This window comes from Arenibacter catalasegens (assembly GCF_002909235.1).
In the GTDB taxonomy this organism is placed as follows: Bacteria; Bacteroidota; Bacteroidia; order Flavobacteriales; family Flavobacteriaceae; genus Arenibacter; species Arenibacter catalasegens.
Map to the genome: position 1 here is coordinate 38,181 of NZ_PHQQ01000009.1, position 26,532 is coordinate 64,712.

The window sequence follows — 26,532 nt, forward strand, 5'->3', positions numbered from 1 at the left end:
AATACAAGGCCTTAGTGCAATTGCTTTATGAGAAAAGTAGTTTTTTTTAGAATGCTACCTATCCTTAATTGGGTCTACTAAACGCTACTTTGGGATTGGAAGTCTTTTGTTCCTTAAACAATCGCTGTTGCTGTTTCACGGTAAGTGTGCTACCGTCCGGACTCCATCCTGGAGGGCCGAAAATATACATGAGGGCATGTGAAAGTTTTTTGGATTTCTTTACATCATTGTAAATATCCTTAAATTCATGTGTTAGGATAACTATTGGATTATTGGAATTAGGGGCATGGATAACTCCATATTTTACGTCGATATCATTATCCAACTCTTTCCATGTCCCAAATATTTTATCAAAAATATTTAAGAAACCACCGTGATTTTTATCTAAATATTCTACATTTTGAGCATGATGTACCTGGTGCATGGTATGGGTGTTGAATATCTTTTCAATGAATCCCATTTTTGGTACATAAACGGAATGTAATTGAAATTGCCACAAAGCTTCTATTCCCAAACATACTACAACCATTTCTGGCGGGAATCCCACAGCCGGCATCCACATATAAAATAAAGGTTTATATAGTATAGTGAACCATCCATTACGTACCGCTGTGCCTAAATTAAAATTATCTGAAGAATGATGTACTATGTGGGCAGCCCATAAAATCCGGACCTCATGATTGGCTCTGTGAAACCAATAGTAAGTAAAATCGTCCGCTAGCTGACAAAGAAGCCATATATACCAGGCGTATCCAAAAGAGCTATAACCAAGAATGTTGCTTCTGATCCCATCTGTCACCGGGTTAAATAACTCATAAGTGAATTCGAATATTACAATCGCGGATACCACCTTGATCAATGGGGCGATAATAGCCGAACCCACGCCCATAAAACCACTGGCCGCCAAATCTTTCCAATCATATAATTGATCATCCCCGTGCGTCTTGCTGTAAGTAAGTTCTAAGAGGATGAAAGCAATAAAACAGGGCACACCATATACCAGGGGGTTGGTAAAATCCATATAAAAATCAGTTTTCGCAAATATAGGTTATTATTGAAGGAATTCTCAGCTAATTATCTCAATTAACCTTTTATCCATAAAAAATAGGGTAATAAAATGGCGTTGGCCAATCCTATAATTATTTAGGAATGCCTTAAAACAGTGTTATTTGGCCCTCATCATCATCCTCTTCGGACGGATTTTCTGATTTTTTTGGTTTTTCATCAGTAGTCTTGTCCGTGTTGGATTTAGGGCTCTCTGTTGATGCTACATTCTCTTCGTCTACTACCTCAATTTCACTTGTTTTACTTTCTTCAGGCTCGTCATAAGGGAGTGATTCCAGGGCATTCATGTTTTTAACCTTATCCGACGTTAGTTGATTGCCTAAAGCTTTTATTCCCTTTATGGATATAAACTCTTCTAAATCAACTATTTGATTCGGTCTTACCTCTTTGCCTCTTGGTTTGGCGTATTCAATTTCTACCACTGGTCTCCAATCAGTAGAAACGAGTTCCAGGAACGATTTAGGATGTTCTGATATAAACAGTTCCTCTTTGTTTTCGTTCTCGATCAAAAAGCGTTTTACATAATAACGGTCCTTTTCCCCTTCAAAGTAAATTGCCGATAAAGGTTTGTTGGGGTTCCATTTTTCCAAAACCACCATATCTTCATCAAAATGAGTGGATAGATTGGGGATAAATGTTTTTGCCACGCCTTTTTGGGTGACCACCAGTAGCATATCATCGCCTTTAAATTCACCAAGTAATTCCCCTCTACCGTCCACATTTAATCTACGGACAATTTCATCGAACCATATTTTTCTCGGTTTCAGGGTAGAAACCCCTTTCTCTTTTAATTCAATGCGCTTCACGGAGTATTTGGTGACAATATTGCCCTTGGAGGCCCTGCCTTTAATCAATACATCTGCAAAATCAATATCCCATTTTAATTTTTTAATACTTCCTACCTGTCTTAGCAGAACGGTTATGACTTCAGCCTCTCCGTTGGGATTGGCGGAAAAGTACAATACTTCAGATTGTGGCTTTCCGGCTGAAAGGTCATAGGGTTTGTCTCTGGTAACCCCAGTGACGTTGAATCTTTTAATGTAACTGGGACCGCCCTTTCCATCTTTGTAAATCATGTTGTAGATGGTTCGTTTGTCTTTTTTCTTGAAGACGGCAACATGAATAATATTTTTACCCACAAATATCTTGGAATCCACTTTGGCAATCATCATTTTGCCATCCTGTGTAAAAACGATGATATCATCTATGTCGCTACAATCGGTTACATATTCATCCCGTTTCAAGGAAGTTCCGACAAAACCTTCCTCTCGATTTACATATAATTTAGTGTTTCTGATAACCACCTTGGTGGCTTCTATATCGTCAAATACTCGTATTTCCGATTTTCGCTCACGACCCTTGCCGTATTTTTCCTTTAAAGATTTGAAATAGTTGATAGCGAACTCAATAAGGTTTGCCAAATGATGTTTTACTTCAGCAATTCTATCCTCTAAACTATCCAAATATTGTTGCGCTTTGTCCAGATCGAACTTAGAGATTCTTTTGATCCTTATTTCCGTAAGCCGAACAATATCATCTTCGGTGACCTTTCTTTTTAAGTGTTTGGTGTATGGCGCAAGACCTTTGTCTATAGCTGCAATAACCCCTTCCCATGTTTCTTCATCTTCAATATCCCGATAGATCCTATTCTCTATAAAAATACGCTCGAGGGAGGCAAAATGCCACTGCTCTTCCAGCTCTCTCAATTGTATTTCCAATTCCGCCTTAAGCAATTCCACTGTATAATCTGTGGATCGCTGCAACATTTCCGTAACCCCTATAAATAGCGGTTTGTTATCCTCGATAATACAGCCCAAGGGGGATATGGAAGATTCACAAGATGTAAATGCGTATAGGGCATCTATGGTCTTATCTGGTGAAAGACCCGGCGGTAGATGTACTAATATTTCTACTTCCGCGGCAGTATTATCCTCTATTTTCTTTATTTTTATTTTCCCTTTGTCATTTGCTTTAAGGATAGAGTCTATTAAAGAAGAGGTGTTAGTACCGTATGGTATTTCTTTGATTACTAGGGTGTTTTTGTCCAATTGCTGTATCTTGGCGCGCACCCTAATTTTTCCACCTCGTAGGCCATCACCATAGTTGCTGATGTCTATTATTCCGGATGTTGGGAAGTCTGGAAATATGGTAAATTTTTGCCCTTTCAGGTGTTTTATAGAGGCGTCTATAAGCTCTATAAAGTTATGTGGAAGCACTTTAGTGGAGAGTCCAACAGCAATACCCTCTGCACCTTGTGCCAGCAAGAGCGGGAATTTTACAGGAAGATTTACCGGCTCCTTTTTTCTACCGTCATAAGATTGTTGCCATTCAGTGATTTTTGGGCTAAAGACCACTTCCAGGGCAAACTTGGTCAATCTGGCTTCAATGTAACGAGAGGCTGCCGCACTATCCCCGGTTAAAATATTCCCCCAGTTACCTTGGGTGTCTATCAATAAGTCCTTTTGTCCTATTTGGACCATCGCATCTGCGATACTGGCGTCACCGTGTGGGTGGTATTGCATGGTATGGCCTACAACATTGGCTACTTTGTTGTATCTGCCGTCGTCCAGCTCCTTCAGTGCATGCATAATCCTTCGCTGAACAGGTTTAAATCCGTCCTCGATTGCAGGTACTGCACGTTCTAAAATTACATAGGAAGCATAATCTAAAAACCAGTCTTTATACATCCCTGTAACTTTCGTAAGGGCGTCATTGGATTCTTCTTGATTTTCTTGTGGTACTTCGTTCAGTTCTTCATTCTCTTCCATAAAGAAAGATTCGTATTAGTTTGGTTTATAATTGGTTTTCCTCAATTAGGTCTACCTCTACTTTAAGGTTTTTTATGATAAATTCTTGCCGGTCAGGGGTGTTTTTGCCCATATAAAACTCTAACATGGTTTCAATAGGCACAGATTTGTCTAGCATCACTGGCTCCAATCTTATGTCTTCACCAATGAAATGTTGAAACTCATCCGGCGATATTTCACCCAATCCCTTAAATCGGGTTAATTCTGGCTTTCCTGTTAACTTTTCAATGGCCTGTAATTTTTCTTCATGACTATAGCAGTAATAAGTGTCTTTTTTGTTACGGACCCTAAACAAGGGCGTCTGTAGTATATATAAGTGATTTTCTTTAATTAGTTCCGGAAAAAATTGAAGAAAGAATGTAATTAGTAATAAGCGAATGTGCATTCCGTCTACATCAGCATCTGTTGCAATCACTATTTTGTTATATCTCAGGTCCTCCATGGATTCCTCTATATTCAATGCGGCCTGGAGTAGGTTGAACTCTTCGTTTTCGTATACGATTTTTTTGGACATGCCGTATGAGTTCAAGGGTTTCCCCCTTAAACTAAACACAGCTTGGGTATTTACGTCCCTAGACTTGGTTATAGATCCGGAAGCTGAATCGCCCTCAGTAATGAATAAGGTGCTTTCCAAACAGCGATTATTTTTTGAATCCGCTAAATGAACTCTACAATCCCTTAATTTCTTGTTGTGAAGGTTGGATTTTTTGGCCCTGTCCTTCGCCAGTTTTCTAATACCAGAGAGCTCTTTCCGCTCCCGCTCTGCCTGCATTATTTTACGCTGGAGCTTTTCCGCCGTGTCAGGATTCTTATGAAGGTAGTTGTTGAGCTGGGTGCCAACAAAATCATTGATATAGGTTCTTACGGTTGGTAAATCGCCACCCATATCGGTAGACCCCAATTTGGTCTTTGTCTGACTCTCAAAAACAGGTTCCATAACTTTTATGGCTATGGCCGAAATAATGGATTTTCTTATATCGGAAGGCTCATAATTTTTACCATAAAAATCCCTTATCGTTTTTACTATTGCTTCCCGAAATGCCGTTTGATGTGTTCCGCCCTGAGTAGTGTTCTGGCCGTTTACAAACGAATGGTATTCCTCACTGTATTGGGTCTTGCTATGGGTGATGGCAATCTCAATATCGTTACCCTTTAAATGAATTATAGGGTAGGTCATATCCTCTAAACTATTGTTGTCCTCCAAGAGATCTTTGAGTCCATTTTCAGAGAAAAATTTCTCACCGTTGAAAATGATCGTTAAGCCCGGATTTAGATAAACATAGTTCTTGAGCATACGCTCCACATACTCGTTCCTGTACTTATATTTTTTAAAGATAATTTCATCAGGGGTAAAGGATACTTTTGTTCCCTTGCGTTTTGAGGTGTCTTCAGGGCCTATTTCCCCAACAAGGTTTCCTTGCTGAAATTCAGCGGTTTTTAACATATTGTCCCTTGAGGACTCTACTTTGAAAAAGCTGGACAAAGCGTTTACTGCCTTGGTACCAACCCCATTAAGACCTACCGATTTTTTAAATGCCCTTGAATCGTACTTACCGCCAGTGTTCATTTTGGAAACTACGTCCACTACTTTGCCCAAGGGTATTCCACGGCCATAATCGCGTACATTCACGACATTATCCTTTATTGCGATATCAATGGTCTTGCCTGCACCCATTACAAATTCATCGATACAGTTATCTATAACCTCCTTTAGGAGGATGTAAATGCCATCATCTGCCGAGGATCCATCACCCAATTTACCAATGTACATGCCCGGACGCATCCGGATATGTTCTTTCCAGTCTAATGAGCGAATGTTGTCTTCTGTGTATTGGGTGTTATCTGACATGGTCTAGGGCGTTTTCCAAAGTGTTGCTAATATAGCAAGTGTTACAAAAAGATGAAACCCCTACGCGTTAAAGTAATTAACAAAGGAAACTAATGATTTGTTGATAGTATTGCGGACTTAAGTGAAATAAAAGTCCTTGATCCTAAACTTATGAACCAAATTTTAGACGTGAAGTTGGTTAAAGCTACACCAGGGAGTTGTTGTTCACGTTGAATATTTTGTATTCAAAACTAGGTCTATGCCATTGGAAATAGTAATTATACTACATCACCAACTTTTAATACAGAAATACTATCCCGATAGTATTAATGGCAGCGTCATTATAAATTGAGCAATTACTTGGGTAACATCCCATAAATTTAATAATAAAAGGAAAGTTACCCAAGTAATAAACAATAATTTAGGAAACATTGGTAGATAGGTGGGCAATTTTTTTATAGAACAGAATTATAACACAGAGGCGCCTTGGAATTACTCGAGAAAACCATTGATGTGCACCTAGCCATTAATTTGGACAAGTTATAAAATCTTGCCATCGGCATCAACTTTTAGTTTCTTTTTTACATTGCCTTTCCTTAGTTTTAATTGATAAATTTTGGTCGGCCTTTTGCCTTTATAGTAGGTAACCATATAGCGGTTTTTATCCATTGTCCAATTAGGGTATTTTACATATACACTATTTCGAACGGGTTGGGGAGGTGTTACATCTTTAAACCTCTCCAAAGTAGATATAACTCTGCCATAAGGGTCATAAGTAGCAATAATACTTCCGTTGGTTTGGGCGAAATAAACTACGTATGGGGATGGGCTTTTATAGTATTCCGGGTCTTTACGGACATCATAGGCTGCTGCTTCAGTCTGTAAGTTTTTCACAAAATCAGGAGTGGCTTCCACATATACCACATTGCGATAGGAATGGTTCAAAATAGGAGAGATGGTTACTTCTTCCAGATTAACGGCTTTAATGAGCTTTTGGGAATACCCCATATACGTAGAGCATAAAATGCCGAGTACAATGAGCGAATTTTTCATGATAGATAGATTTTACAGTTGTATCCTAAAATTACCTTATCTAAATGTCCTTAGCTGCTACCTAAGTAGCAGCTAAGGACATTTAACATAGTGTTGTGATAAAATTGAAAACGTGGCTCTTTAGGAATTTTGCTGCTTCGGAACGACCTGAAGTTTTTGAACTAAAAGAGGTAAGTTGATTATTTCTAAATCCCCACCATTAATTTGCAGTATACCAATTTCTTTAAATTCTTGTAGGTGACGATTAAGTACGGCCCTTGTAGTACCAATTAAGCCTGCTAGTATGGTATTGGAAAGCCCATTGATCAATTCAATTTTATTGGTCTCCTTGTTTAAATGGGCAATCAATAATTTTGCCAAGCGGGTGGAGGTGTCCAAAGAACAAAGGTCAAATACTTTGTCTTCTAATTTCTCGGTTTTGCTTACCAAATAGTTCATGATTGGGTCAATAATTCTTGGATTTTCCCTAATCCATAGCCGCATTAAATCCATAGGAATCCAAATTAATTCAGCGGTGGACAATACTTCATAGTAAAGTTTGCTAGCATGACCATTCATTAGGGTGCACACATTAAAAAAATCATTTTTTGTCAATATTGCATGGATGATCTCCCTATTTACACTATTCTCATAATTGTACTCCTTTATTTTGCCTGAAATTAAAATGTAAAATTTATGCAGTGAATGATCTGTGTTCAGAACACATGTTTTTTTTGGCCATAATTGATTACTTGCAATTTCAAGGAGTGTTTTTAGGGAGTCGTTTTGAATTTCGGAGAATAGACTATTTTGCCTTAAAGTTTCGTAATAGTATCCATATTGCTTTAGTCCACTGTTCATAAACCTAGATTCAAACTGATATGATTTGGCAGGGAGGTCTCTAATTGGTCAAATACACCTGAAAAGCGGTGTGCTTTTATAGCTTCTATATTATTGAAGAGGGGAATTAAAAGTACGATAAAAAAACTTTAATTTTTTTTAATTGTGATTTGGCCGACAAATAATTATATGCCAATTCCCCAGATTCTAAATCTTTTTATCAGTTCCATTCATCTTTTAAAATACCGTAGCAACAGGTATTCCTTTTATAACCATCCATTAGGTAAACATTTTTGCGTAAGATACCTTCCAATTTTGCACCTAACTTTTCAACGGCCTTTCGGGAGGGGACATTACGCTCGTCAATTCTAAATTCGACTTTTTCGAAGTGCATTTCATTAAAAGCATAATTGAGCATAAGTAATTTTACCTGTCCATTTAGTCCTGTTCCGTGAAATTCGCGGCCTATCCAAGTAGCGCCTATTTCAAGAACTTTATTTTTGTAGGCTATGTTCATGAATCGGGTACTACCGGCGTAGGTTGCCATTTTTTTGTCATAAATAATAAACGGCATTGCCGCAAAGCTTTTTTCCTTTTCAACAGCCTCTTCCACATATTTTTTTAATGCTCCGGCGGACGCTATATCCGAAGGAGAGTATTGCACAAGTTTTTCTTGACAGGCAATGGGCGACAGCAAATGGTAATTGCTTAAAGTTAAAGGGGCTAGTTTAACAAAATCATTTTCCAGGGTAGGGCTAGGGCTTCTCATTTGATCAGATTATTAATTATGTCCTTTTTAATTTCGTGTCCACCCTCGAATTTAATTAATTCTGCCCTTCCGCTAAACAGGGAACTAGCTTTTTCCTGTTCCCTTTTTAGACGGACTTCGGTGATATATTCGTCCTTGTTGCCGATCACTAATTTTATCTGGGCATTTTTGGATTCTGAAAATTTAAAATCTTCGGGGGTAAGTTCTTCCGGAATTCCCCCAGCATATAATATTAATTGGTCAAAGCTGATTTTACTATTCGCTATCCAACGTGTGGCAATAGATACCCCTTGGGAAAATCCCAGTATAATGAGCTGGCAATGGTCTGGAATTTTTTCTGAAGCATACAGATTGTCCATATAGCTTAGGACATTTTTCGTTTCGGTAAGTCTATTCTCTTTGGTAAGCCAACTGGCGCCAACATGTTTGTATTCTGTATTCAAATAATATTTCGCGGGAGCTTGGGGTGCAATAATGTAATTTTCATCTTTGGCTAACCCAATAAAATATTTAAGAAAGTATTTGCTTAAAAACCCTATACCGTGAAAAACTATCCAAACGTTTTTGGTATTGTTACCTAGTGTATTCAAGGTGTTATACGTATTTGTAGTCGTATATGAGATTTGCTTTTCTTGAAGTTCCATGATTTTCAGATAAGGGATAAAGTAACACAAAAGTTGAATTTCTAATGCTTAATTTTACAAAAAATTAATACATGAACGATTACAAAGAAAAAATACTCAGAATTTGTAACGAGTCCAGCAAGGGAACTTTAATGGAAACCTTGGAAATCGAGTATATAGATGTTGGAGAAAATTTTTTGTTGGCCAAAATGCCCGTTACTTCTAAAGTTCATCAACCGGACGGTGTTTTACATGGGGGGGCAACAGTAGCTTTGGCGGAAAGTGTAGCAAGTGCTGGATGTTTTATTTTTTTGGATACAAAGGAATTTTTTATTCGTGGATTGGAAATTTCAGCCAACCATGTTAAGAGTATTCGTGAGGGTGATGTTTTTGCTAAGGCGGTTATTCTGCACAAGGGGCGTACAACACAAATTTGGGATATTAAGGTAACGGATGTGGATGGAAACCTAATTTCAGTTTGTAAATTAACTACAGTATCATTACCTAAGAAATAGTATGTCTTTAAGTTTTTTGGATCAAATTAGTACACAGTTCCACAAAGATCTTCCTTTTGTTGCCTATAGGAAACCGAATGAAGTTGAAGTAAAGGTGATATTTCAAAAGGACCAGGAATTGCATTATGTGAACGACTTTTCAGAAAGTGGCTTTGTTTTTGCCCCTTTCGATGGGCAAAGTCCAACGATTTTAATTGAAAACGATGAAGCTTATGTTGAAGCTTTTGAATCAAACCCTAGTTTTTCTACTAATTCTGTAATCTCTATACTAGAACAGGACTTGGATAAGGATTTTTATCTCAAATTAATTAAAAAGGCGATTGTCAAAATTGATTCGGGCGAAATCAATAAAGTGGTTCTTTCCAGAAGTATTGATTTGAAAACAACCAAGACTCCTTTTGTTTTGTTCAGTGAACTGTTGCACCAATATGCAAAGGCTTTTTGTTACATCTGGTTTCACCCGAAAATTGGAATGTGGTTGGGGGCTACTCCAGAAATATTTCTAGAAACCAGGAACAATCAATTCAAAACTATGTCCCTAGCGGGGACTCAATTACATCACGGAGAGGAAACCCCAAAATGGGAGGAAAAGGAGCTAGAGGAACAAGAAATGGTAACCCAATTTATCCACGATTCCTTGAAGGGAAAGGTTACCTCACTTTTGGTGTCCGAGGCTAATTCGACAAGGGCGGGAAATCTTTGGCATATAAAAACATCCGTTTCTGGCAACATGAGTACTTCGGGTCTCGAAGACATTATTAAGGCATTACATCCAACACCCGCTGTTTGCGGAGTGCCGAAAATGGGAGCAAAGGAGTTTATCCTAAAGAATGAGGGTTATGAACGACAGTTCTATACCGGCTTTTTGGGCGAACTAAATTTTAAAGAAGATGTAACAAGGCCGTCATCTAGGAAAAATCAAGAAAATAGAGCCTATAGGACCATAAAGAACAGAACCTCCTTGTATGTAAATTTAAGATGTATGCAAATATTGGGAAATAGCGTTAAGATATATGTAGGGGGTGGAATAACTAAGAGATCGGTGCCAGAAAAGGAATGGCAAGAGACAAAGGATAAAAGTAGTACCATGTTGAATATAGTTTTAAAGTAAACTAAAAAGAGAAATTGAATTGGTTTTAGAATTAGCTGCGTTGTATTTTTGCTGTAATGAAATATTCTAGTATTCCCTCCGCAAGGTCAGTTGTCCATCATTGCAAAGCAAGGGGCATAAAAAATATAATTATTTCTCCGGGATCAAGAAATGCGCCCTTGACCATTAGTTTTTATGAAGACCCATTTTTTAAATGCTTTAGTATTGTAGACGAGAGATCTGCGGCATTTTTTGCATTGGGCATAGCACAACAGTTGATGGAACCAACCGTGGTTTTATGTACTTCCGGTAGTGCGCTTTTAAACTATTATCCCGCTATTGCAGAGGCATTTTATAGTGACATCCCCTTAATAGTCTTATCGGCCGATAGGCCACGTTATAAAGTGGATATTGGGGACGGACAGACCATTAGGCAAGAGAATGTTTTTGATAACCACATTGGGTATTCTGCAAACCTAATGCTGGATATTTGTCATGCTACCGATAAAATACGAAAATACGACCCAAATCGATTAGGGCCGGACGAAACTAAATCCCAGGCACAGGTTCAAAAGTTTAATGATGCAGAACTTGAAAAGGCAATGCAGATAGCCATCTCGAATAGTACGCCAGTACATATAAATATTCCTTTCGAGGAGCCCTTGTATCAGACTATAGACATGTCCGATCCTTTACCACAGGTTAATTATACACCGGTCCAAGAAGAAAGTGGTATAGTGGAATGGCAGGAATATCTTAAAACATGGCAAAGTTCTTCTCGAAAAATGGTTCTTGTTGGCGTAAATCCACCGAATGCAGTAGAGCGGCAGTATTTGGACATATTGGCAAAAGATCCATCGGTTATAGTATTGACAGAAAGTACATCCAATTTATTTCACCCCAACTTTTTTCCCAATATAGACAGTATCATAGCTCCAATTGAGAAATCTGGGAACAGGGAGCAATTGTTCAAAATGTTACAACCGGAAATTGTGCTAACTTTTGGGGGGCTAATTGTTTCAAAGAAAATTAAAGCATTTTTAAGGGGTTATTCCCCTGTACTGCACTGGCATGTTGATACCAAAAAAGCGAATAACACCTTTTTTTGCCTGAAAAAGCATTTTAAGACAAGTCCCAATGATTTTTTTAAATATGTTTTAGAAGGAAGTCCCGCCAGGGAAAGTGGCTATTATGCGTATTGGGCAGCTAAAAAGGTTCATTATAAGTCAAAAAGAAAAGAGTATTTAAGCACATTGGCATTTTCTGACATGTTGGTGTTCCATGAGGTTTTGGACAGCCTCCCCAAGAATTATCAATTACAATTGTCCAATAGTTCTACGGTTAGATATGCACAATTGTTCGATTTAGACCCCTCTATCCGCGTTTTTTGCAATCGTGGCACCAGTGGTATTGATGGTAGCACTTCTACTGCAGTAGGTGCTTCAATATATGATACAAACCCAACATTATTGGTTACTGGCGATTTAAGCTTTCTATATGATAGCAACGGCTTGTGGAATAATTATATTAAGCCAAATTTCAGGATTATTGTCATCAACAATGACGGGGGAGGTATTTTTAGGATTTTACCAGGAAAAGAGGAAAGCAGTAACTTTAATACCTTCTTTGAGACAACTCATAATATTGAGATTCGGCACCTTGCTGAAATGTATAAGTTTGGATTTGAATCAGTTTCGAATAAAATCGACTTAAAAAAGGCCTTAGACAATCTTTATAAAGAGTCCAAAAAACCTAAGATATTGGAAATTAAAACCCCGAGATTATTAAATGACAAAATTTTGCTTAGTTATTTTGATTTTATATCTTAGAAGAATATAAATCTAATCATTATAAGAATATTAACTATTATGAGCAAAAGAGACGAATTGATCGAAAAATATGCTGCAGACATCAAAGACAAATTTGGTGAAACGCCGAATATGGATTTATTGACCAAGGTCACCATCGGATTAGGGCCATCTATTTATAATATGGATGCCTCAAAAGTTTCCGGATCGGATGACAAAGAATTGCAAACGGTCAAAAATAACTTCTTAATTAAAAAACTTGGGTTAAATGATAGCCCACAATTGATGGATGCTATAAAAAGCGTTACAGACAAGTATGGTAGTTCTGTGAAGAGTAAACACCGAGCAGTGGTTTATTATATGCTGGCAAAACACTTCAAGAAGGAAGCCGTTTATAAGAAATAATATTCGTATAGAATTATATGTAAAAGCCGTTCCTTTAAAAAGAGCGGCTTTTTTTTATAGAGATTCTTTTTAAACGTATTTTTGCCGCATGATAGCACTTGGGAAATATAACAATTTAGAAATACTAAGGGATACTACAGTAGGTCTCTTTTTGGGCGATGACGAGGATAATGATGTTTTGCTGCCCAATAAATATGTGCCGGAAGAGTTTGAGATCGGAGATAACATAGAAGTTTTTTGCTATTTGGATCACGAAGAGAGAATTGTGGCAACTACATTAATACCATTTGTCACCGTTAATCAGTTTCAATTGCTTCAAGTAGCCGAAGTAAACGAATACGGAGCTTTTATGGATTGGGGATTGGAAAAGCATTTATTGGTTCCTTTTCGGGAACAACGTAATAAAATGATGGATGGTCAATGGTATGTTGTTTACTGCTATTTGGATGAAAAAACGGATAGATTAGTGGCTTCGAATAAACTGGATAAGTTTTTATCCAATGATGAATTGACCGTAGACGCACTGGACAAGGTAGATCTAGTGGTTACTAGGCTTACAGATTTGGGATGGGAAGTTATTATCAACCATAAGCACAAAGGTTTGGTCTATTCCAACGAAATATTTAAAAAGGTAGCCGTAGGGGATAAATTAGAAGGGTATATCAAGAATATTAGACCCGACAATAAGATTGATGTTAGTTTGCAGCCCATAGGATACCAAAGTTTGGAGCCGGCCGCTAATCTAATTTATGAAAAACTTGTAGCCAATGGAGGGGTCTTAAATTTACATGACAAATCTGACCCTGAGGATATTAAGAAAATAATGCAGATGAGCAAGAAGACATTTAAAAAGGGGGTAGGGGCATTGTATAAAGAGCGTAAAATAGAAATCAAAGCCGATAGCATTCGCTTAATATAAAATGGCTTTGTTTAATTAATCGGTTTTAAATAAATGGAGTTCAATATTTTATAGATTTTTGACCTTGATTTGTTGTCGTTTTACTACAAAAACTATTACTTTTACAACATCGAAGTTTAAAAATATAAATAGTCGATTTATTTTTATTACTTTTAGAATTCACCCCTTAAATAATTAGCCTATGCCATTCATAGAGGAAAGTGATTTATTAGAATTGCATAAAGACATTGACAAGGCTCAAATTATAAATGAGCGTCTATTGGATCAAATTAAATACAAGAACAAGGAATTAAAGCGAAGTAAGATACAGCGAAATCTTTTTGGCAGTGTTACGGTGCTTTTTTTAATAGGTACTTTGGCCGTTTTCTCCTATAACGCCGGTTTTATTAGGTCATCCAATTTTGAAAACAGGAATAACCTTAGAAATAATCTCCTGGTATCTATAGATAGCTTGGATGTCATAAAAGCTAGAATTGATAATCTTAAAGAGCAGAATGAAGAACTTAGCTTGGTAAAGGAATTTTATTTGGCCAAAAAGTTTTTGGATAAAGAAAAAATTTACTCTGTACAGGTTAAATCCTTTGTAGACAACAATATAACCCTTGCTTCAGAATCGCTTAGCAATACAATATTTGCAAAAGCAAATCCTTTTTATTCTTATTCCTTGGGTAATTTTGAAACCTTGGAAGAAGCTAGGTCTTTTAGGTTTCAATTGGTGAAAATGGGCTTTGAGGATGCCTTCGTAGCTTCATACAAAGAAGGAAAGCGTGTAGAAATAGAAGACCCGTATTAAATTGCTTAAATTAAAAGCGTGGATAAGTGCGGCCAGATTGAGGACACTTCCTCTTTCGTTGTCAGGAATAGTGGTGGGTACAGCTCTAGGAAGTATGTATGGCCAATTTCAATGGGATATTTTTGTATTTGCTATGTTCACTACCGTAGCATTTCAGGTTACCTCTAATTTTGCCAATGACTATGGCGATGGTGTTAAAGGCACTGATAATGAAAATAGGGTAGGACCTAAGCGTGCCCTTCAAAGTGGGCAATTATCCCGAACAGAACTTAAGAATGGTATTTTATTTTCGATTGCTGTTTGTGTTATTTTAGTTATTTCCCTTTTATACAGCTCATTTGGTACTAAAAATTTGTTGTTCAGTATTATTTTTGGTGCCTTGGGAATTTTAAGTATATGGGCGGCCATAAAATATACTATTGGATCCTCGGCCTACGGATATAAAGGTTTGGGCGATTTATTTGTATTTCTGTTTTTTGGATTGCTAGGGGTATTGGGGTCCATGTTTCTTTATACAAAAGCACTATACGCGACCCCTGTTTTACCGGCAATAACTATTGGACTATTGAGTACCGGAGTACTGAATCTTAATAATTTAAGGGACTATCAGTCCGATAAGCTTTCCAATAAAAATACCTTGATTGTTAAGATGGGTGTGCTAAACGGTAAAAAATATCATGTTTTACTTATTATATTGAGTTTTATAAGCATTTTAGCCTTTACTATAGTAAATTACCAGAATTGGAAAAATACTATTCATTTATTGGCATTTGTACCTATCTTTATACATCTAAATAAAATGTGGAAGCTTAAAAATACAATTCTACTTGATCCTGAATTGAAGAAATTGGCACTTAGTACATTTCTATTGGCAATTCTGTTTTATTTTAGTTATAATAATTTTTTGTAGTTTTGAGTAAATAACCAATCAAATAAATACACTTTGGAACAACCAATTAGAATTCTTATTGTAGAGGACAACGTGATTATTGCAGATGACATGCAATCTATGTTGGAGGAGATTGGATACGAAATCGTAGACAATGTTATTGTGTACGAACAGGCAGTTGAGGTATTAAAAAATAAGGAAGTTGATCTTGTGCTGATCGACATAATTTTGGCCTCGGATAAAACTGGTATCGACTTGGGCAAGCACATCCGAGAAAACTATAATATTCCCTTTATTTTTGTGACATCCAATTCCGATCGGGCAACTGTGGAAAATGCTAAGACCGTAAAGCCAAATGGGTATTTGGTTAAGCCTTTTGAGCAACAGGATTTGTATACTTCCATCGAAATTGCACTTTCTAACTTTATTTCCGTTAAAAATAATGGGGCAGGAGTAAGTCAAGAAGAGGAAGATGACAGGTTAATGTCCAACAAAGTTTTGAAGGATTCCATTTTTGTTAAAAAACAACATTTGTATTATCGAATCCAGTTTGGAGATATACAGTTCATAAAGGCGGATAACGTTTATCTGGAAGTAAATACGGTAGATAAAAAGTTTTTGGTACGTTCCCCGTTGAAGGATTATTTAGAGAAATTACCACAACAGAAATTTTATAGGGCACATAAATCCTATATCGTTAATGTGGATCATATAGATGCCATTAACTCCAAGGATATTTTAATAAACAATACCCTGATTCCTATTTCAAAAGAATTTAAGGAATTTATAATATCGGCTATGAATTCTTAAGTAATAGCCTGGTAAAAACAGAAAAAAGGTGCTTTAGGGCGCCTTTTTTCTGTTTTATGGGTGGGGTTGGATAGGTAAAATCTTTAAGTGATTATGTAAAGTGCTGGTAGAACACATTTATAATTTTAACCTGTATATCCTTTTCTTTGGAACCGTTATTTAGGAATGTTTTTATTTTTAGCTCCGTAAAAAAAAATCTAATAAAATTAAGCGTAGTTATATAACCATACAATGTCGATTCATTTAAATTAGACTTGTAGAACGTTCCATTTCCCTCAATTTAGTCAAGGCCTCCGATTTTGAGTTCACATTCAATTTTAAGTATATATTTTGAATGTGAAAATTTATAGTGCTTGGGGTAACATATAAATTATCAGCAATTGTTTTATAGGTTGCTCCCTGGCTTAAATGATCAATAATTTCGTTTTCCCTTTCTGAAAATGCGGCATATGATTTTCTTTGGAACATAGAAATTATTTTCTTTGCAATATCATTGCTTATGGTTGCCCCTTCGTATTTTATGGCATTCAAGGCATGGTATAGACTGTTTATGTTTACTGGTTTTGTGAGATAGCCATTAGCCATATTTTTAAAGGCTTTTTTTACAGTCTCGAAATCACTTTCGGCACTTATCATGATAATTTTAACCTTGGAATCCTTTTTCCGAAAGTGTCCAATTCCTTCAATACCACAACCTTCCGGCATAGAAACTTCGGAAACAATAATATCAGGCAGGACATTGTCGTAATCCAGTAGAGCGTCCTTGACAGAAGCGTACACTCCTACAAGCGAATATTCTTTGTATGTTTCAAAATAATAGCTGTAAGCCTCGTGAAATGATAGATGGTTGTCTATTACAATAATTTTCAGAACATTGGATTTCATATATTTTGGGATTTGGGGAATTCTTTAATGCTTATCTTAATTTTGAATGGCCATGGATTACATGTGGAAACGTACGATACATATTCAAGTTGGTATGGAAAGTTTATTCTAAGGATATTCGGCGTAATTCAATTAAACTAATAACTGATACTCCAAAGGGTCACTCTACTTATACCGATGCCATAACCTAGAAAGTCATTGATCCATATTTATAAAGGGGGGTAAGACGTAAATCGCCCTTGCTTTTTTGTAGGGATGATGTTATTTTCATGATTTGGGATTATGATTATTATTTCTGCTCTTACTCTTTTTGTTTTTTTAATTTTTTAAAATCTAAAATAAGTAGGTGGCATATTATAAGAGTGTAGGTACTATCTTAAATGTTTTGAGCCAGTTTCTGATTTTGATTATAAAACTTAAAATTTTGTTAATAAAAGTTAAATATAGAATTTAATTTTATAAAATCAATATAAAAACGATGTATTTTCCTACAAAATAAAATTGACATGGTTATTATGAATTATTATTAAAAAAATACATGTTTTGCTGATATATTCTTATTCCATTTTTAATGGATTGAATATGAGTTATCTAGGGTAAATCGGTCATTTCATAATTATAGTGCTTCCCAAATGTTTTATAAAGCAAGTAAGGAAAGTAGGTGAAATCGGAATACTGTGGGCGGACAAAGGGTTGAGTAAATCCTTTTTGGCTCGGTCACTATTAGTAGTCCACTGTATATATCAATATCTAGACTGTTCGAATAGCGTTTTTAGTTATTCGAAGCGGTTATTTAGTTCATCCGCGTCTTCGTACAGATTCTCGGCTGTGACGGTATTGCTATAAACTTGCATGATCCATTTGTCTTTTTGATACTTTCCATCCAAATCTGAAGTATATGCCATTTCGGCGTCATTTTTCTTATTGTAATCAGCTAAATATACATAGTATAGTCCATTTTCTTTATTGAAAAATTGCTTGGCACTTACGCCCTGTTGGCCTAAATCTTTTATAAATGAATCCACATTTTCTTTATTCTTATAAACATTGGCTATCAAATAATAGCCCGATTTTACTCCAGCTATATCTGACTGTTGTTCCATTCTAATGGGCAATTTTGAGTATTCTTTGCGTTCGGGGTTATTTATACGGTAGATTGTCTTTTCTTGAATATCGGCCACAGCGGTTTCATATTGTTCATTGTTTAATTTTTGCAGTTCCGGTTTCATGTTTTGTTTTATTTCGTCCTTTATGATGTGTACCAACATATTGAACCTTTTGTCAATCTCCCTCTTGTTCGCTGTCTCTAAAGAGTCCTGCCTTAAAATCAATCCATCCAATATTAAGCGATTTTCATTAGCAAGGGTATTTTGACATATATCACTTTTTTCAGTCAAACCGCCATTACCAGTATTGCCAGTATTACCCGTATTAACAGTTAGATTGATAATATGGTCATCTACGGTTTTATTTTTGACCAGTTCTTTTAATAGTAAATGATTTTCATATGCCAAGGAATTTTGACAATCACAATCATTATTTTCACTGGATAACCTAAGCATTTGGTTACCAGAACCATTTTTTTGAGGTACATCAACCGATGCCTGTTGGTTCTGGGAGGGAAGGCTTCTTTGTTCTGTTTCGCTCTTTTTTATTTTAGCGTTTAACTTGGCAATTTGCCCCTCATATCTCCTGGTTTGAACCTCCATTTTGTCATACTTGGGTTTTGAGGGCTTTTTGGAACGGGAATTTCTGCGGTTTTTAGTATTGGCAATATAATTTCCTGGATAGGAAGTGTTGTTTTTGAAGGTATAAGCGAGCGTTATTTCATGATTCCAGCCAAGGCTAGCTCCATAATCCAAAAACTTCTTTTCAAATACATACCCGATAGATATCTTTTTGCTAAGATTAAAACCAAGACCTAGAGACAATCCATATCTGTTGTCCAAAGTGGTTTGCAACCAACCATATTCCGGGAGATCTAACAATACAGATCCTATAAAGGAAAAATTAGCCTCCTCCTTGCTGTGTACTTGTAAAAGTGGCATAATTCTGGCTTCGGAAAATAAACCTCCTCTAGCGTTCACTATATAGGTATATTGGAGGGAAGCTTTTATGGTTTTTTCGCTAAATTCTGTGACTATACTATTGGTCGTTTGATTGTAGCTGAGTAGATTTTCCGCATATAAACCAAAATCAATTTGGCCTAATGATAGGGCAAGCCCAGGTTGAACGGTCAACTTGGTTTCTTTTCTGGCATCCAATATTTTAGGGTCATTCTCGAGGGCTATAACCCTGTTTTTATCTATCCCTTGGTTTATGTAGGTGATATTTACCCCAAAAGTCAATTTATTTTTCTTGCTTAGCTGTGTAGCGTTGGCGTAGTTGGCATTTAAACCAAATTCTTGCATAACCCCGTCCAAATGGGTATAGATCCCAAGGCCAACCGCCGCATTGTCATTGAGTTTGTTGCTATAACCTAAAAAATAATTTTGATTGTTATCAGCGAAGGTCGCATACTGGTTCCTGTGTAAGATATTAAGGTAAGATTTATTTTCCCTGACCAGTGAGAAGGCCGGATGAATTAAAAATCTATTGAAGACTAATTGGTTGTGATAGGATGTGGTTGAACTAAAGTCTGAATTGGCTTCTTGACAATATATAGTGGTTTCGCAAAGCAGAATGCAAACAAATATAAGGAAGTATACCTTCTTAAAAGTGGCAACTCTGCAGTTCATCCAAGGGGAAATTTATGTTATGCCGATCATAATGTGTTCTTTATAATCATATATCGGGTATCTCTCTGTTAACTTGGATTATTCATTTAAAATTGACCACTAACCTGGTCGGGGCTTCGGAAAATTAAACTTGATATAGTCCAAAAATAACAGAGGACCAAATTACAATTTTGTAGGTAAATTCCTACTGTTAATTTATCATAGGTTTGTGGTTCAAAAGGTGGCCTATTAATTTAAAGCCTACAATTGATGTTGGCATTACTCTTCAAAGACTGTGTTTGAATAATTAATTTGTGAATTATCATTGATAGATTCCAAAATATTTAATGGTCTTTTATCCAATAACCTTTCCTTTTTATCCTTGGAATAAGTGAAAGCTACCCGTTGAGGATTACTTTTACTGGCACCTCGATTAGACATAACGTACCCCATTCCGTTTTGTCCGGTTAGTAAAATTGAAAAGTCATCTTCAATACTATTAATGTTATTTCCTAGGTTGACAGAGGTTCCTACTTTTTTATGATCAACTTGCACCATGTACACATCAAGTCCACCAAAACCTTTTCGTCCTTCAGATGCAAAAACTAGGGAAGACCCCTCTATTATCTTTGGATATAGGTCATTGTCGTCCGTGTTTACTTTTTGACCTAGATTTTTAGCTGTTCCAAATGAACCGTCTCTTTGAATGTCTGCCACGTATATGTCATACTTTCCAAAAGTTCCGGGCATATTAGAAGCAAAGAACAATCTTTTTCCGTCAGGTGAAACTGTTGGGTGAATGGCCGAGTAATGTTTGGGTACCAATGCAACTTCTTTTATGTTTTCCCATTTCCCATTTACTTTATTAGCCTTGTAAATTCTGTGTACCAATTCCTTTTTGGAAAGGACCCCATATAGTGGTTTTGTATAAACGGCCTTGCTAAAATAAGCCGTACGGCCATCGTCAGTAATTGCAATTGGCGCATTGTAGGCAAACTTGAAATTTTCCCTAATCTCAATACTGGATGCCGAATCATTTCCTAGACCCAAATCTTCTATTGTAAGTTCTTGTGTTGCTACAGCTTCTTGGCTCTGTTGAAAATTAAAATCTCGATATTTGCTTTCCTTACTATTTGTAGTGGTATTTGCCACAGGATTACCGTTTATTTGATAATCCACTTTAATTTGGGCAAGCCAATCTTTATCTTCGGAAGGACTTTCCAAGTTGGTAGATCTAATACTTTTAAGGGCAAAAAGATAACGTTCATAATAACTTGAACTTACCGTGGTATTAGCGGTTGCGTCAATTAATTTTTTATACCAAAATGTAGCTTCTTGATAATTTTCTACCAAAAAGTTAGCATTGCCCAAGTCCTCAAATATTTCATTTTCTTTATATCCTAATTTAAGGAGTTGTTGATACTTATCAGCTCTGTTGCTGTTTTCGTAACTATTAGGGTTGTCACGGCCCAAAGTCTTAGCTTCTTGTGCCGACATTGAACAGAAGAATAAGGTAATAATGCAGCCAATGACTCCTCTGAAATTAATGTATCGGTTCATATTATTGGATATTGGGGTGTTATACGAAGCAAAGGTCTTGAAATTTGTAGGAATAGTTATTAGTAATATTTCATAGGTTTTTATATTTCGAGGCTGATTTCTACCTAATTAGGATATGATTGGGTTTACTTTATGCACTTGATTTTCTAGTATTTCATAAAAAAATGGTCCCGAGAATTCTCGGGACCATTTAAGAATATGAATACAGCAGTCTGTGGTGGATATTCTGCCTTAGTTCTGTAATTACTTAAGTTCGGATTTCCTTGCCTGTGATTTTAAGAAAGAAAACAGGTCAATAACTTCCTGCTCATTCAATCTATTTAATAGTGAAGGCATCATTGCCGATCTTTTGGAAACTACCTGCGTCTTAATATTAGCCTTGGCCAACTTTGTTAGTTGTTCCGCGTTTAAAGGGTTTTCGTTGATAATAATAGTATCATTGGTTTCATTAATAATACGTCCCCAGTGTCCTTTATCGTCGTTCATGGTAATTTCTACGGCCTCATATTGGTCAGAAATGGTCTTATTGGGATTAACGATCGCTTCGGCTATATCCTTCGTAGAAAACCGCGAAGTTACCTGAGTTAAGTCAGGACCTATGCTGGCCCCATTTCCCTGCAAGGCATGGCAAGAGCTGCACAGTACTGCTTTGAACATATCTTCACCATTTTTCAAATCCCCATTATCACCTGCAGAATCGTACAGCGCAACAATTTCTGCTACAGACCAGTTTTTACCAGGTCCTTTTGGGTGAGGAAGATTGGCCAAATCCGTGCTGTTCAACTGAATTAGTTCCTCGCCTGATAAAGTCAATAGATTTTCCTTTTCGGCTTGTGGTACGTGTACCAATGCATTTTCTCTTATTTTTAATAAGAACTTGGAGTAACTTTCACCACCGTTGGCTGCGAAAAGTCTTGAATAATACGTGAAATATTTTTCTCTCAATGCTTTGGTCCAACCATTAGGGGCATAACTTAATGCCTTTACATAGTGTATCAGTTCAGCAGGAGGAGTATTGGATTTCATTCGCTCAATGGTTCCTCCATATTGCTCACTACGCCCGGTCACATCTTTTTCTATTATCGTCGTAATTTTTTTGGTTTGGGCCAAAGTGTCCAATAACTTCATTGTTTTTGCTACAACCGAAGGATTTTCTACATATGCCAATAACTGAACTAATTCCCTATTAACCTGGTTGTTCAGAGTTGGGTAGGCGGGATCTAATTTTTTAGAGACTGCGGATTTAACATTTTTGTTAAAATCACCTCTTATAAATAGTAGATCACATGCCCTAATAAAATCTGTTTTTAAATTTGTTGTTAGATCAGGGAAGGAAATGGACATTAATTTATTCATGGCGTTTTCCCTATTTTCCTGATTCCCGATCCTAGCTAGGGCAATACCACTTTGAATTAAAATGGATGGATCGCTTTCGGAAACTAGTCTTTCTTGAATTGTTTGCACATCTTGGTATTCCAAAGCTACCCTGGCCGCATATCTAATTCGTCTGTCTTGGTGTTGTAAGGAAGACCAAATAAGATCTATATCCCCTTTCTTTCCCGATGCAAATGACTCCAGCTTTCTTCGAAGCTGTTGTTCCTCCGTAACAGCAGTATTTTCTACTTCCTTGCCCTTATCCTCTCCATTATAAAATACTCGGTACATTCCGGACTCCAATCTTCTGCCACCAGTAAGGAAATACATGGCGCCATCATCCCCGGCAACTCCATCTGTCAAAGGGAGGGAGGCCCCTGATAAAAATTCTTCCTTGGTGCCTTTATAAGTGGCTCCATCCGGTGTCATTGAAATAAAATACATGGTTCCAAAACTCCAGTCGAACACAAAGAGCCCTTTTTTATAATATTCCGGAAAATCCAAAGTGTTTCCTGCTAATACTCCAGTAGGAGACCCTTGTCCTATGTCTACTACACTTGGCACATTATCGGGGTAATAGGCTGGCCATTTACCAGATCCAGTTCTCCAACCAAATTCGGATCCATTGGTTATATGGCATACTCTAATGGGTCTGTACCAAGGAGACCCCATGTCCCATTCCATGTCAGAATCAAATGTAAAAAGCTCCCCATCTGTATTAAAGGCGAGGTCATAGGCATTTCTAAATCCAGTAGCAATAACGGTTAATTCTTTACCGTCCTTATCGGTTCTTGCCACCCAGCCACCAGGTGCCACCACATCATTTGCATGGCCTCTAGGATCCTTAATGGCATCGAAGAGTTGATCTTCGTCCCAAATGGGTTTTTGAATTGAATTAAAGGTTTTTGGCAAAAGGGTATGATTTCCCCCAGACATGTAAATATATCCATCAGGACCTAAAATGATTCCATGTGGGCCATGTTCGCCCCTTCCAACGAATTGGAATAAGAAATCAACCTTGTCCAAGGCTCCATCGGCATCAGAGTCCGTTATTTTATATAAACCGCTTTCCTCTTGGTTATCTGAATTGGACATGACGTAAAGGCTATTGTATGCCCATAAAAGTCCATGTGCATTACCTATTTTTAAAGGAATGGAATCAACTTTAATTTTTTCTTTCGAACCAATTTCGGGTACCTCTACATAATATAAAGCACCATATTGGTCAGATGTAATAAAGCGTCCCTTATCATCTTTGGTAATAGATACCCAAGATCCTTGGTCCATATCACTTGGACTATATAATTTTTCTACCACGAAACCATCTTTGACTAAAATGTTCGGGTCAGATTCAACTGGGGCCGGGGACTTACAGCCCAAAATCATAATAAAACACACCAATAAGGATGTACTAATTCTACTCATACCTGAATTTATTTAAATGTTTAAGCAATTATTTTTCAAATCATTGATAGTTGGTTGGTTATCGACTGCGAAATGAACAATAATAACACTATCCTAAGCATCTAATATAGGTAAAAGTTTAAAACCTTTAATAACTGAAATCTATTTCTATAGTGTCATCGGTGTTTTTACTGATTATACTGAAAATTGACACTAAATTTGGCTGTAATGTTAAATAAATATAAAAGCACTATTCGTTGAAACTGGTCGTTATTTGACGGAATGTCTGCTTAAAGACGGATGACTCCGCCTTTAAGCGAGTATAGGATTGCCAATACATCTTTCTTGTCTTCATCCCCAAAATTATTTTTATCCATAGCTTCCAAAATATCATCTACAGCAGCCAAAAATTCTTGTTCCGATATATTCATGCCTTTGTGGGTTGAAACCATATCCCTGCCTTTGTATTCTTGGGGTCCACCGGCACCGGCACAAAAAAAATGGACCGTATGTTGTTTAATGGCCATTAGGCGTTCTGGTTGATCTTTATAAGGTATAAATCTTGGACTTACATGTGGATTGACCATATGGAGATTTACTACATCATCTACTAATTTGGTAATTCCTTTTAGTTCACCTAATCTGTTATAAAGTGTCCGTGTCATAATATTATTCTTTAGTGGTTTATTTCCTTATCAAGATTAGGCTCTTTTTCGGAAAAGCAATGATGTAATTCATTCAAATAATTACATTTTTAATGCATTGGTAACTTATTTGGTCAATTTTAGCTTGCCAAAGCTGTTGTCCTTTTAGTAAAGAGGATACAATGTATTTTTATTGAATAAAATTTAAACAACAGGATGGGTATTGGAGGGCAATGCCTTAAAAATTATATAGTTAACAGCTATTTTATTAGTGGAACAATTGTAAGATTATGGCAACATTTTTTAAATATAAAAAGGGTTTGCAGCAGAATATTCCGCTACAACCCTTTTTATTTGTATTGTGGTTAACTTGCCTAATTTTTTAAGAAGTGGCCACCCCTAATGTATATAATTGTTCCAAATTGGGTGATGTACTACCACCAGCAGGTTCCAACGTTATACCAAATGCTTCCGACTCATTGGGATTGGCAAGGGCAAATACTTTATTGTCATCCTCAATAAAGTCCGCTAACAGTCCCATGCTGGTAGGCGTTAATGGATTCAGTTTTAAGGACCACACCTGGTAAACAAATCCATCCGGGGGATCAGGTAATCCTTGGGCATCTATAAATACTTTCTTTTCATGCTTGTTCCAATAAGCTTTGGCGTATGAGGTAGGGGAGACCGTTTGTCCTCCCAAGGCTACTACCGTAATATTTTTATCGCGAATAGTGTTTAATAAATCTTCTGTCTTTTCCAAGGAATTTTCAGAATCGGCAATCTGCTGTTCCATGGCACTATTTTCTTGTGAAACCACTTCTATATCCGACAAAAGCTGATTGTTCTGTTGGTACAGCCAAATTAACCCTCCCATAAATATCAAGGATACTGCCCAGCCCAAATAAGCAGTCCAACCAACGCTATTTCGGGTTTCCACAGTTGGGGAAGTACCTTCCTTGGCCATTCTATTGCGGATATCACCAAAACCCAATGTTCCGGGGGAAACTGTTTTGGTCAAAGTAAGGACAGATGTTTCAATGGCCTCTATTTCTTTTTTTATCTCTGGATATTTTTCCGCATTTAGATACACCTCCAAATTTTCTAAATGAGAAAGTGTTCCAGCAACGTAAAGTTCCAATATGCCTGATCCTATGTATTCCTTTGTATCCATATTATAATGCCATGTTGTTCCTAATTTGGGAAATGCAGCTTCTATTTCTAGTTTTTACGGTCCCCAATGGAATATCCAATTCTTTTGATACTTCTTTTTGCGTAAAGCCCTTAAAGTAAAGTAGCTCTATTATCTCTACACACTTTTCCTTTAAATTTACTAATAGTTTTTTTAAACCGATGGTATCTTCCTGGCCAACTTCACTATCTTCCTTGCTTTCCAAAATACCTACGAAGTAATCTGCGGAAAGGTTCTTTTTACTGTTTTTATGCGACTTACTACGTATTTCATCGATAGCTGCATTCCTGGCAATATTTAATATCCATGTAAAGAATCTCCCCTTTGAGGCATTATAGCTCGCGGAATTGTTCCATGCCTTCATAAAAACATCCTGACAAATTTCTTCAGCAATATCAGTATTCTGAACAATGGTGTTTATTACGCCACATATATTTTCAGAATACATAGTATACAGCTTTTCAAAAGCGGCAGTATCCTTTTTTTGAAATTGTTCTACAATTACATCTAATTCCATTCAAGAAATTTTTTAAAGATAAAAAAAGCTACTTTATAAGCAGCTTCAT

The 26,532-nt window shown here is 36.7% G+C and carries 22 protein-coding genes; 8 read left to right on the top strand and 14 right to left on the bottom strand.

The window, feature by feature from the left end; all coding sequences use genetic code 11:
• Positions 1–64: 64 nt before the first annotated feature.
• The 7 genes from CWD90_RS09085 to CWD90_RS09115 form a co-directional block, all read right to left on the bottom strand.
• Positions 65–1,021 (bottom strand): sterol desaturase family protein, encoded by a 957-nt coding sequence (locus CWD90_RS09085; RefSeq protein ID WP_103475638.1) that lies wholly within the window; start codon positions 1,019–1,021, stop codon positions 65–67.
• Between the two features lie 133 nt (positions 1,022–1,154).
• Positions 1,155–3,833: a DNA gyrase/topoisomerase IV subunit A gene (locus CWD90_RS09090; RefSeq protein ID WP_103475639.1), complete on the bottom strand. Its 2,679-nt coding sequence runs from the start codon at positions 3,831–3,833 to the stop codon at positions 1,155–1,157.
• A gap of 25 nt (positions 3,834–3,858) precedes the next feature.
• Complete coding sequence (locus tag CWD90_RS09095; protein ID WP_103475640.1) at positions 3,859–5,721, bottom strand: DNA topoisomerase IV subunit B; 1,863 nt, start codon at positions 5,719–5,721, stop codon at positions 3,859–3,861.
• Positions 5,722–6,240: 519 nt separating this feature from the next.
• Entirely contained in the window at positions 6,241–6,753 is a 513-nt protein-coding gene (locus CWD90_RS09100; RefSeq protein ID WP_157941185.1) for a hypothetical protein, read from the bottom strand.
• A gap of 120 nt (positions 6,754–6,873) precedes the next feature.
• Complete coding sequence (locus tag CWD90_RS09105; RefSeq protein ID WP_103475642.1) at positions 6,874–7,593, bottom strand: Crp/Fnr family transcriptional regulator; 720 nt, start codon at positions 7,591–7,593, stop codon at positions 6,874–6,876.
• Between the two features lie 199 nt (positions 7,594–7,792).
• Positions 7,793–8,341, bottom strand: coding sequence for a GNAT family N-acetyltransferase (locus tag CWD90_RS09110; protein WP_103475643.1), 549 nt, complete (start codon positions 8,339–8,341; stop codon positions 7,793–7,795).
• Positions 8,338–8,985 carry an alpha/beta hydrolase gene (locus CWD90_RS09115; protein ID WP_103475644.1) on the bottom strand — a complete coding sequence of 216 codons (648 nt, stop codon included), beginning with the start codon at positions 8,983–8,985 and terminating at the stop codon, positions 8,338–8,340. Before CWD90_RS09115 ends, CWD90_RS09110 begins: the two co-directional genes overlap by 4 nt.
• Before the next feature lie 71 nt (positions 8,986–9,056).
• Here CWD90_RS09115 and CWD90_RS09120 point away from each other — a divergent pair, with 71 nt between their 5' ends.
• The 8 genes from CWD90_RS09120 to CWD90_RS09155 all read left to right on the top strand — a co-directional run bounded on the left by CWD90_RS09120 (position 9,057) and on the right by CWD90_RS09155 (position 16,193).
• Positions 9,057–9,479, top strand: coding sequence for a PaaI family thioesterase (locus CWD90_RS09120; RefSeq protein ID WP_103475645.1), 423 nt, complete (start codon positions 9,057–9,059; stop codon positions 9,477–9,479).
• A gap of 1 nt (position 9,480) precedes the next feature.
• Complete coding sequence (locus CWD90_RS09125; RefSeq protein ID WP_103475646.1) at positions 9,481–10,590, top strand: chorismate-binding protein; 1,110 nt, start codon at positions 9,481–9,483, stop codon at positions 10,588–10,590.
• Between the two features lie 56 nt (positions 10,591–10,646).
• On the top strand, positions 10,647–12,398 hold the full coding sequence (menD, locus tag CWD90_RS09130) for a 2-succinyl-5-enolpyruvyl-6-hydroxy-3-cyclohexene-1-carboxylic-acid synthase (protein WP_103475647.1): 1,752 nt from the start codon (positions 10,647–10,649) through the stop codon (positions 12,396–12,398).
• 39 nt (positions 12,399–12,437) lie between these two features.
• Positions 12,438–12,782, top strand: coding sequence for a DUF2853 family protein (locus tag CWD90_RS09135; RefSeq protein WP_103475648.1), 345 nt, complete (start codon positions 12,438–12,440; stop codon positions 12,780–12,782).
• 88 nt (positions 12,783–12,870) lie between these two features.
• The gene (locus tag CWD90_RS09140) at positions 12,871–13,701 is read left to right on the top strand and encodes a CvfB family protein (protein WP_103475649.1); all 831 of its coding nucleotides are present in this window, start codon (positions 12,871–12,873) and stop codon (positions 13,699–13,701) included.
• A 181-nt stretch (positions 13,702–13,882) separates the two neighbouring features.
• Complete coding sequence (locus CWD90_RS09145; RefSeq protein ID WP_103475650.1) at positions 13,883–14,494, top strand: SPOR domain-containing protein; 612 nt, start codon at positions 13,883–13,885, stop codon at positions 14,492–14,494.
• Positions 14,495–14,531: 37 nt separating this feature from the next.
• A complete protein-coding gene (gene menA / locus CWD90_RS09150) occupies positions 14,532–15,404 on the top strand; it encodes a 1,4-dihydroxy-2-naphthoate octaprenyltransferase (RefSeq protein ID WP_317045715.1) in 873 nt (290 codons plus the stop codon).
• 33 nt (positions 15,405–15,437) lie between these two features.
• Entirely contained in the window at positions 15,438–16,193 is a 756-nt protein-coding gene (locus tag CWD90_RS09155; protein ID WP_103475652.1) for a LytR/AlgR family response regulator transcription factor, read from the top strand.
• A 243-nt stretch (positions 16,194–16,436) separates the two neighbouring features.
• Here CWD90_RS09155 and CWD90_RS09160 read toward each other — a convergent pair whose 3' ends face one another.
• The 7 genes from CWD90_RS09160 to CWD90_RS09190 form a co-directional block, all read right to left on the bottom strand.
• Entirely contained in the window at positions 16,437–17,078 is a 642-nt protein-coding gene (locus tag CWD90_RS09160) for a response regulator transcription factor (protein ID WP_103475653.1), read from the bottom strand.
• Between the two features lie 776 nt (positions 17,079–17,854).
• Positions 17,855–19,816, bottom strand: a complete 1,962-nt coding sequence (locus tag CWD90_RS09165) for a PorP/SprF family type IX secretion system membrane protein (protein WP_103475654.1) — start codon at positions 19,814–19,816, stop codon at positions 17,855–17,857.
• A gap of 258 nt (positions 19,817–20,074) precedes the next feature.
• Positions 20,075–21,355 carry a TolB-like translocation protein gene (locus CWD90_RS09170; protein WP_103475655.1) on the bottom strand — a complete coding sequence of 427 codons (1,281 nt, stop codon included), beginning with the start codon at positions 21,353–21,355 and terminating at the stop codon, positions 20,075–20,077.
• A 243-nt stretch (positions 21,356–21,598) separates the two neighbouring features.
• Positions 21,599–24,154, bottom strand: coding sequence for a c-type cytochrome (locus CWD90_RS09175; RefSeq protein WP_103475656.1), 2,556 nt, complete (start codon positions 24,152–24,154; stop codon positions 21,599–21,601).
• Positions 24,155–24,423: 269 nt separating this feature from the next.
• Positions 24,424–24,798 carry a group I truncated hemoglobin gene (locus CWD90_RS09180; RefSeq protein ID WP_103475657.1) on the bottom strand — a complete coding sequence of 125 codons (375 nt, stop codon included), beginning with the start codon at positions 24,796–24,798 and terminating at the stop codon, positions 24,424–24,426.
• A 361-nt stretch (positions 24,799–25,159) separates the two neighbouring features.
• On the bottom strand, positions 25,160–25,948 hold the full coding sequence (locus tag CWD90_RS09185; RefSeq protein ID WP_103475658.1) for an anti-sigma factor: 789 nt from the start codon (positions 25,946–25,948) through the stop codon (positions 25,160–25,162).
• A 1-nt stretch (position 25,949) separates the two neighbouring features.
• Entirely contained in the window at positions 25,950–26,483 is a 534-nt protein-coding gene (locus CWD90_RS09190) for an RNA polymerase sigma factor (RefSeq protein WP_103475659.1), read from the bottom strand.
• Positions 26,484–26,532 lie beyond the last annotated feature (49 nt).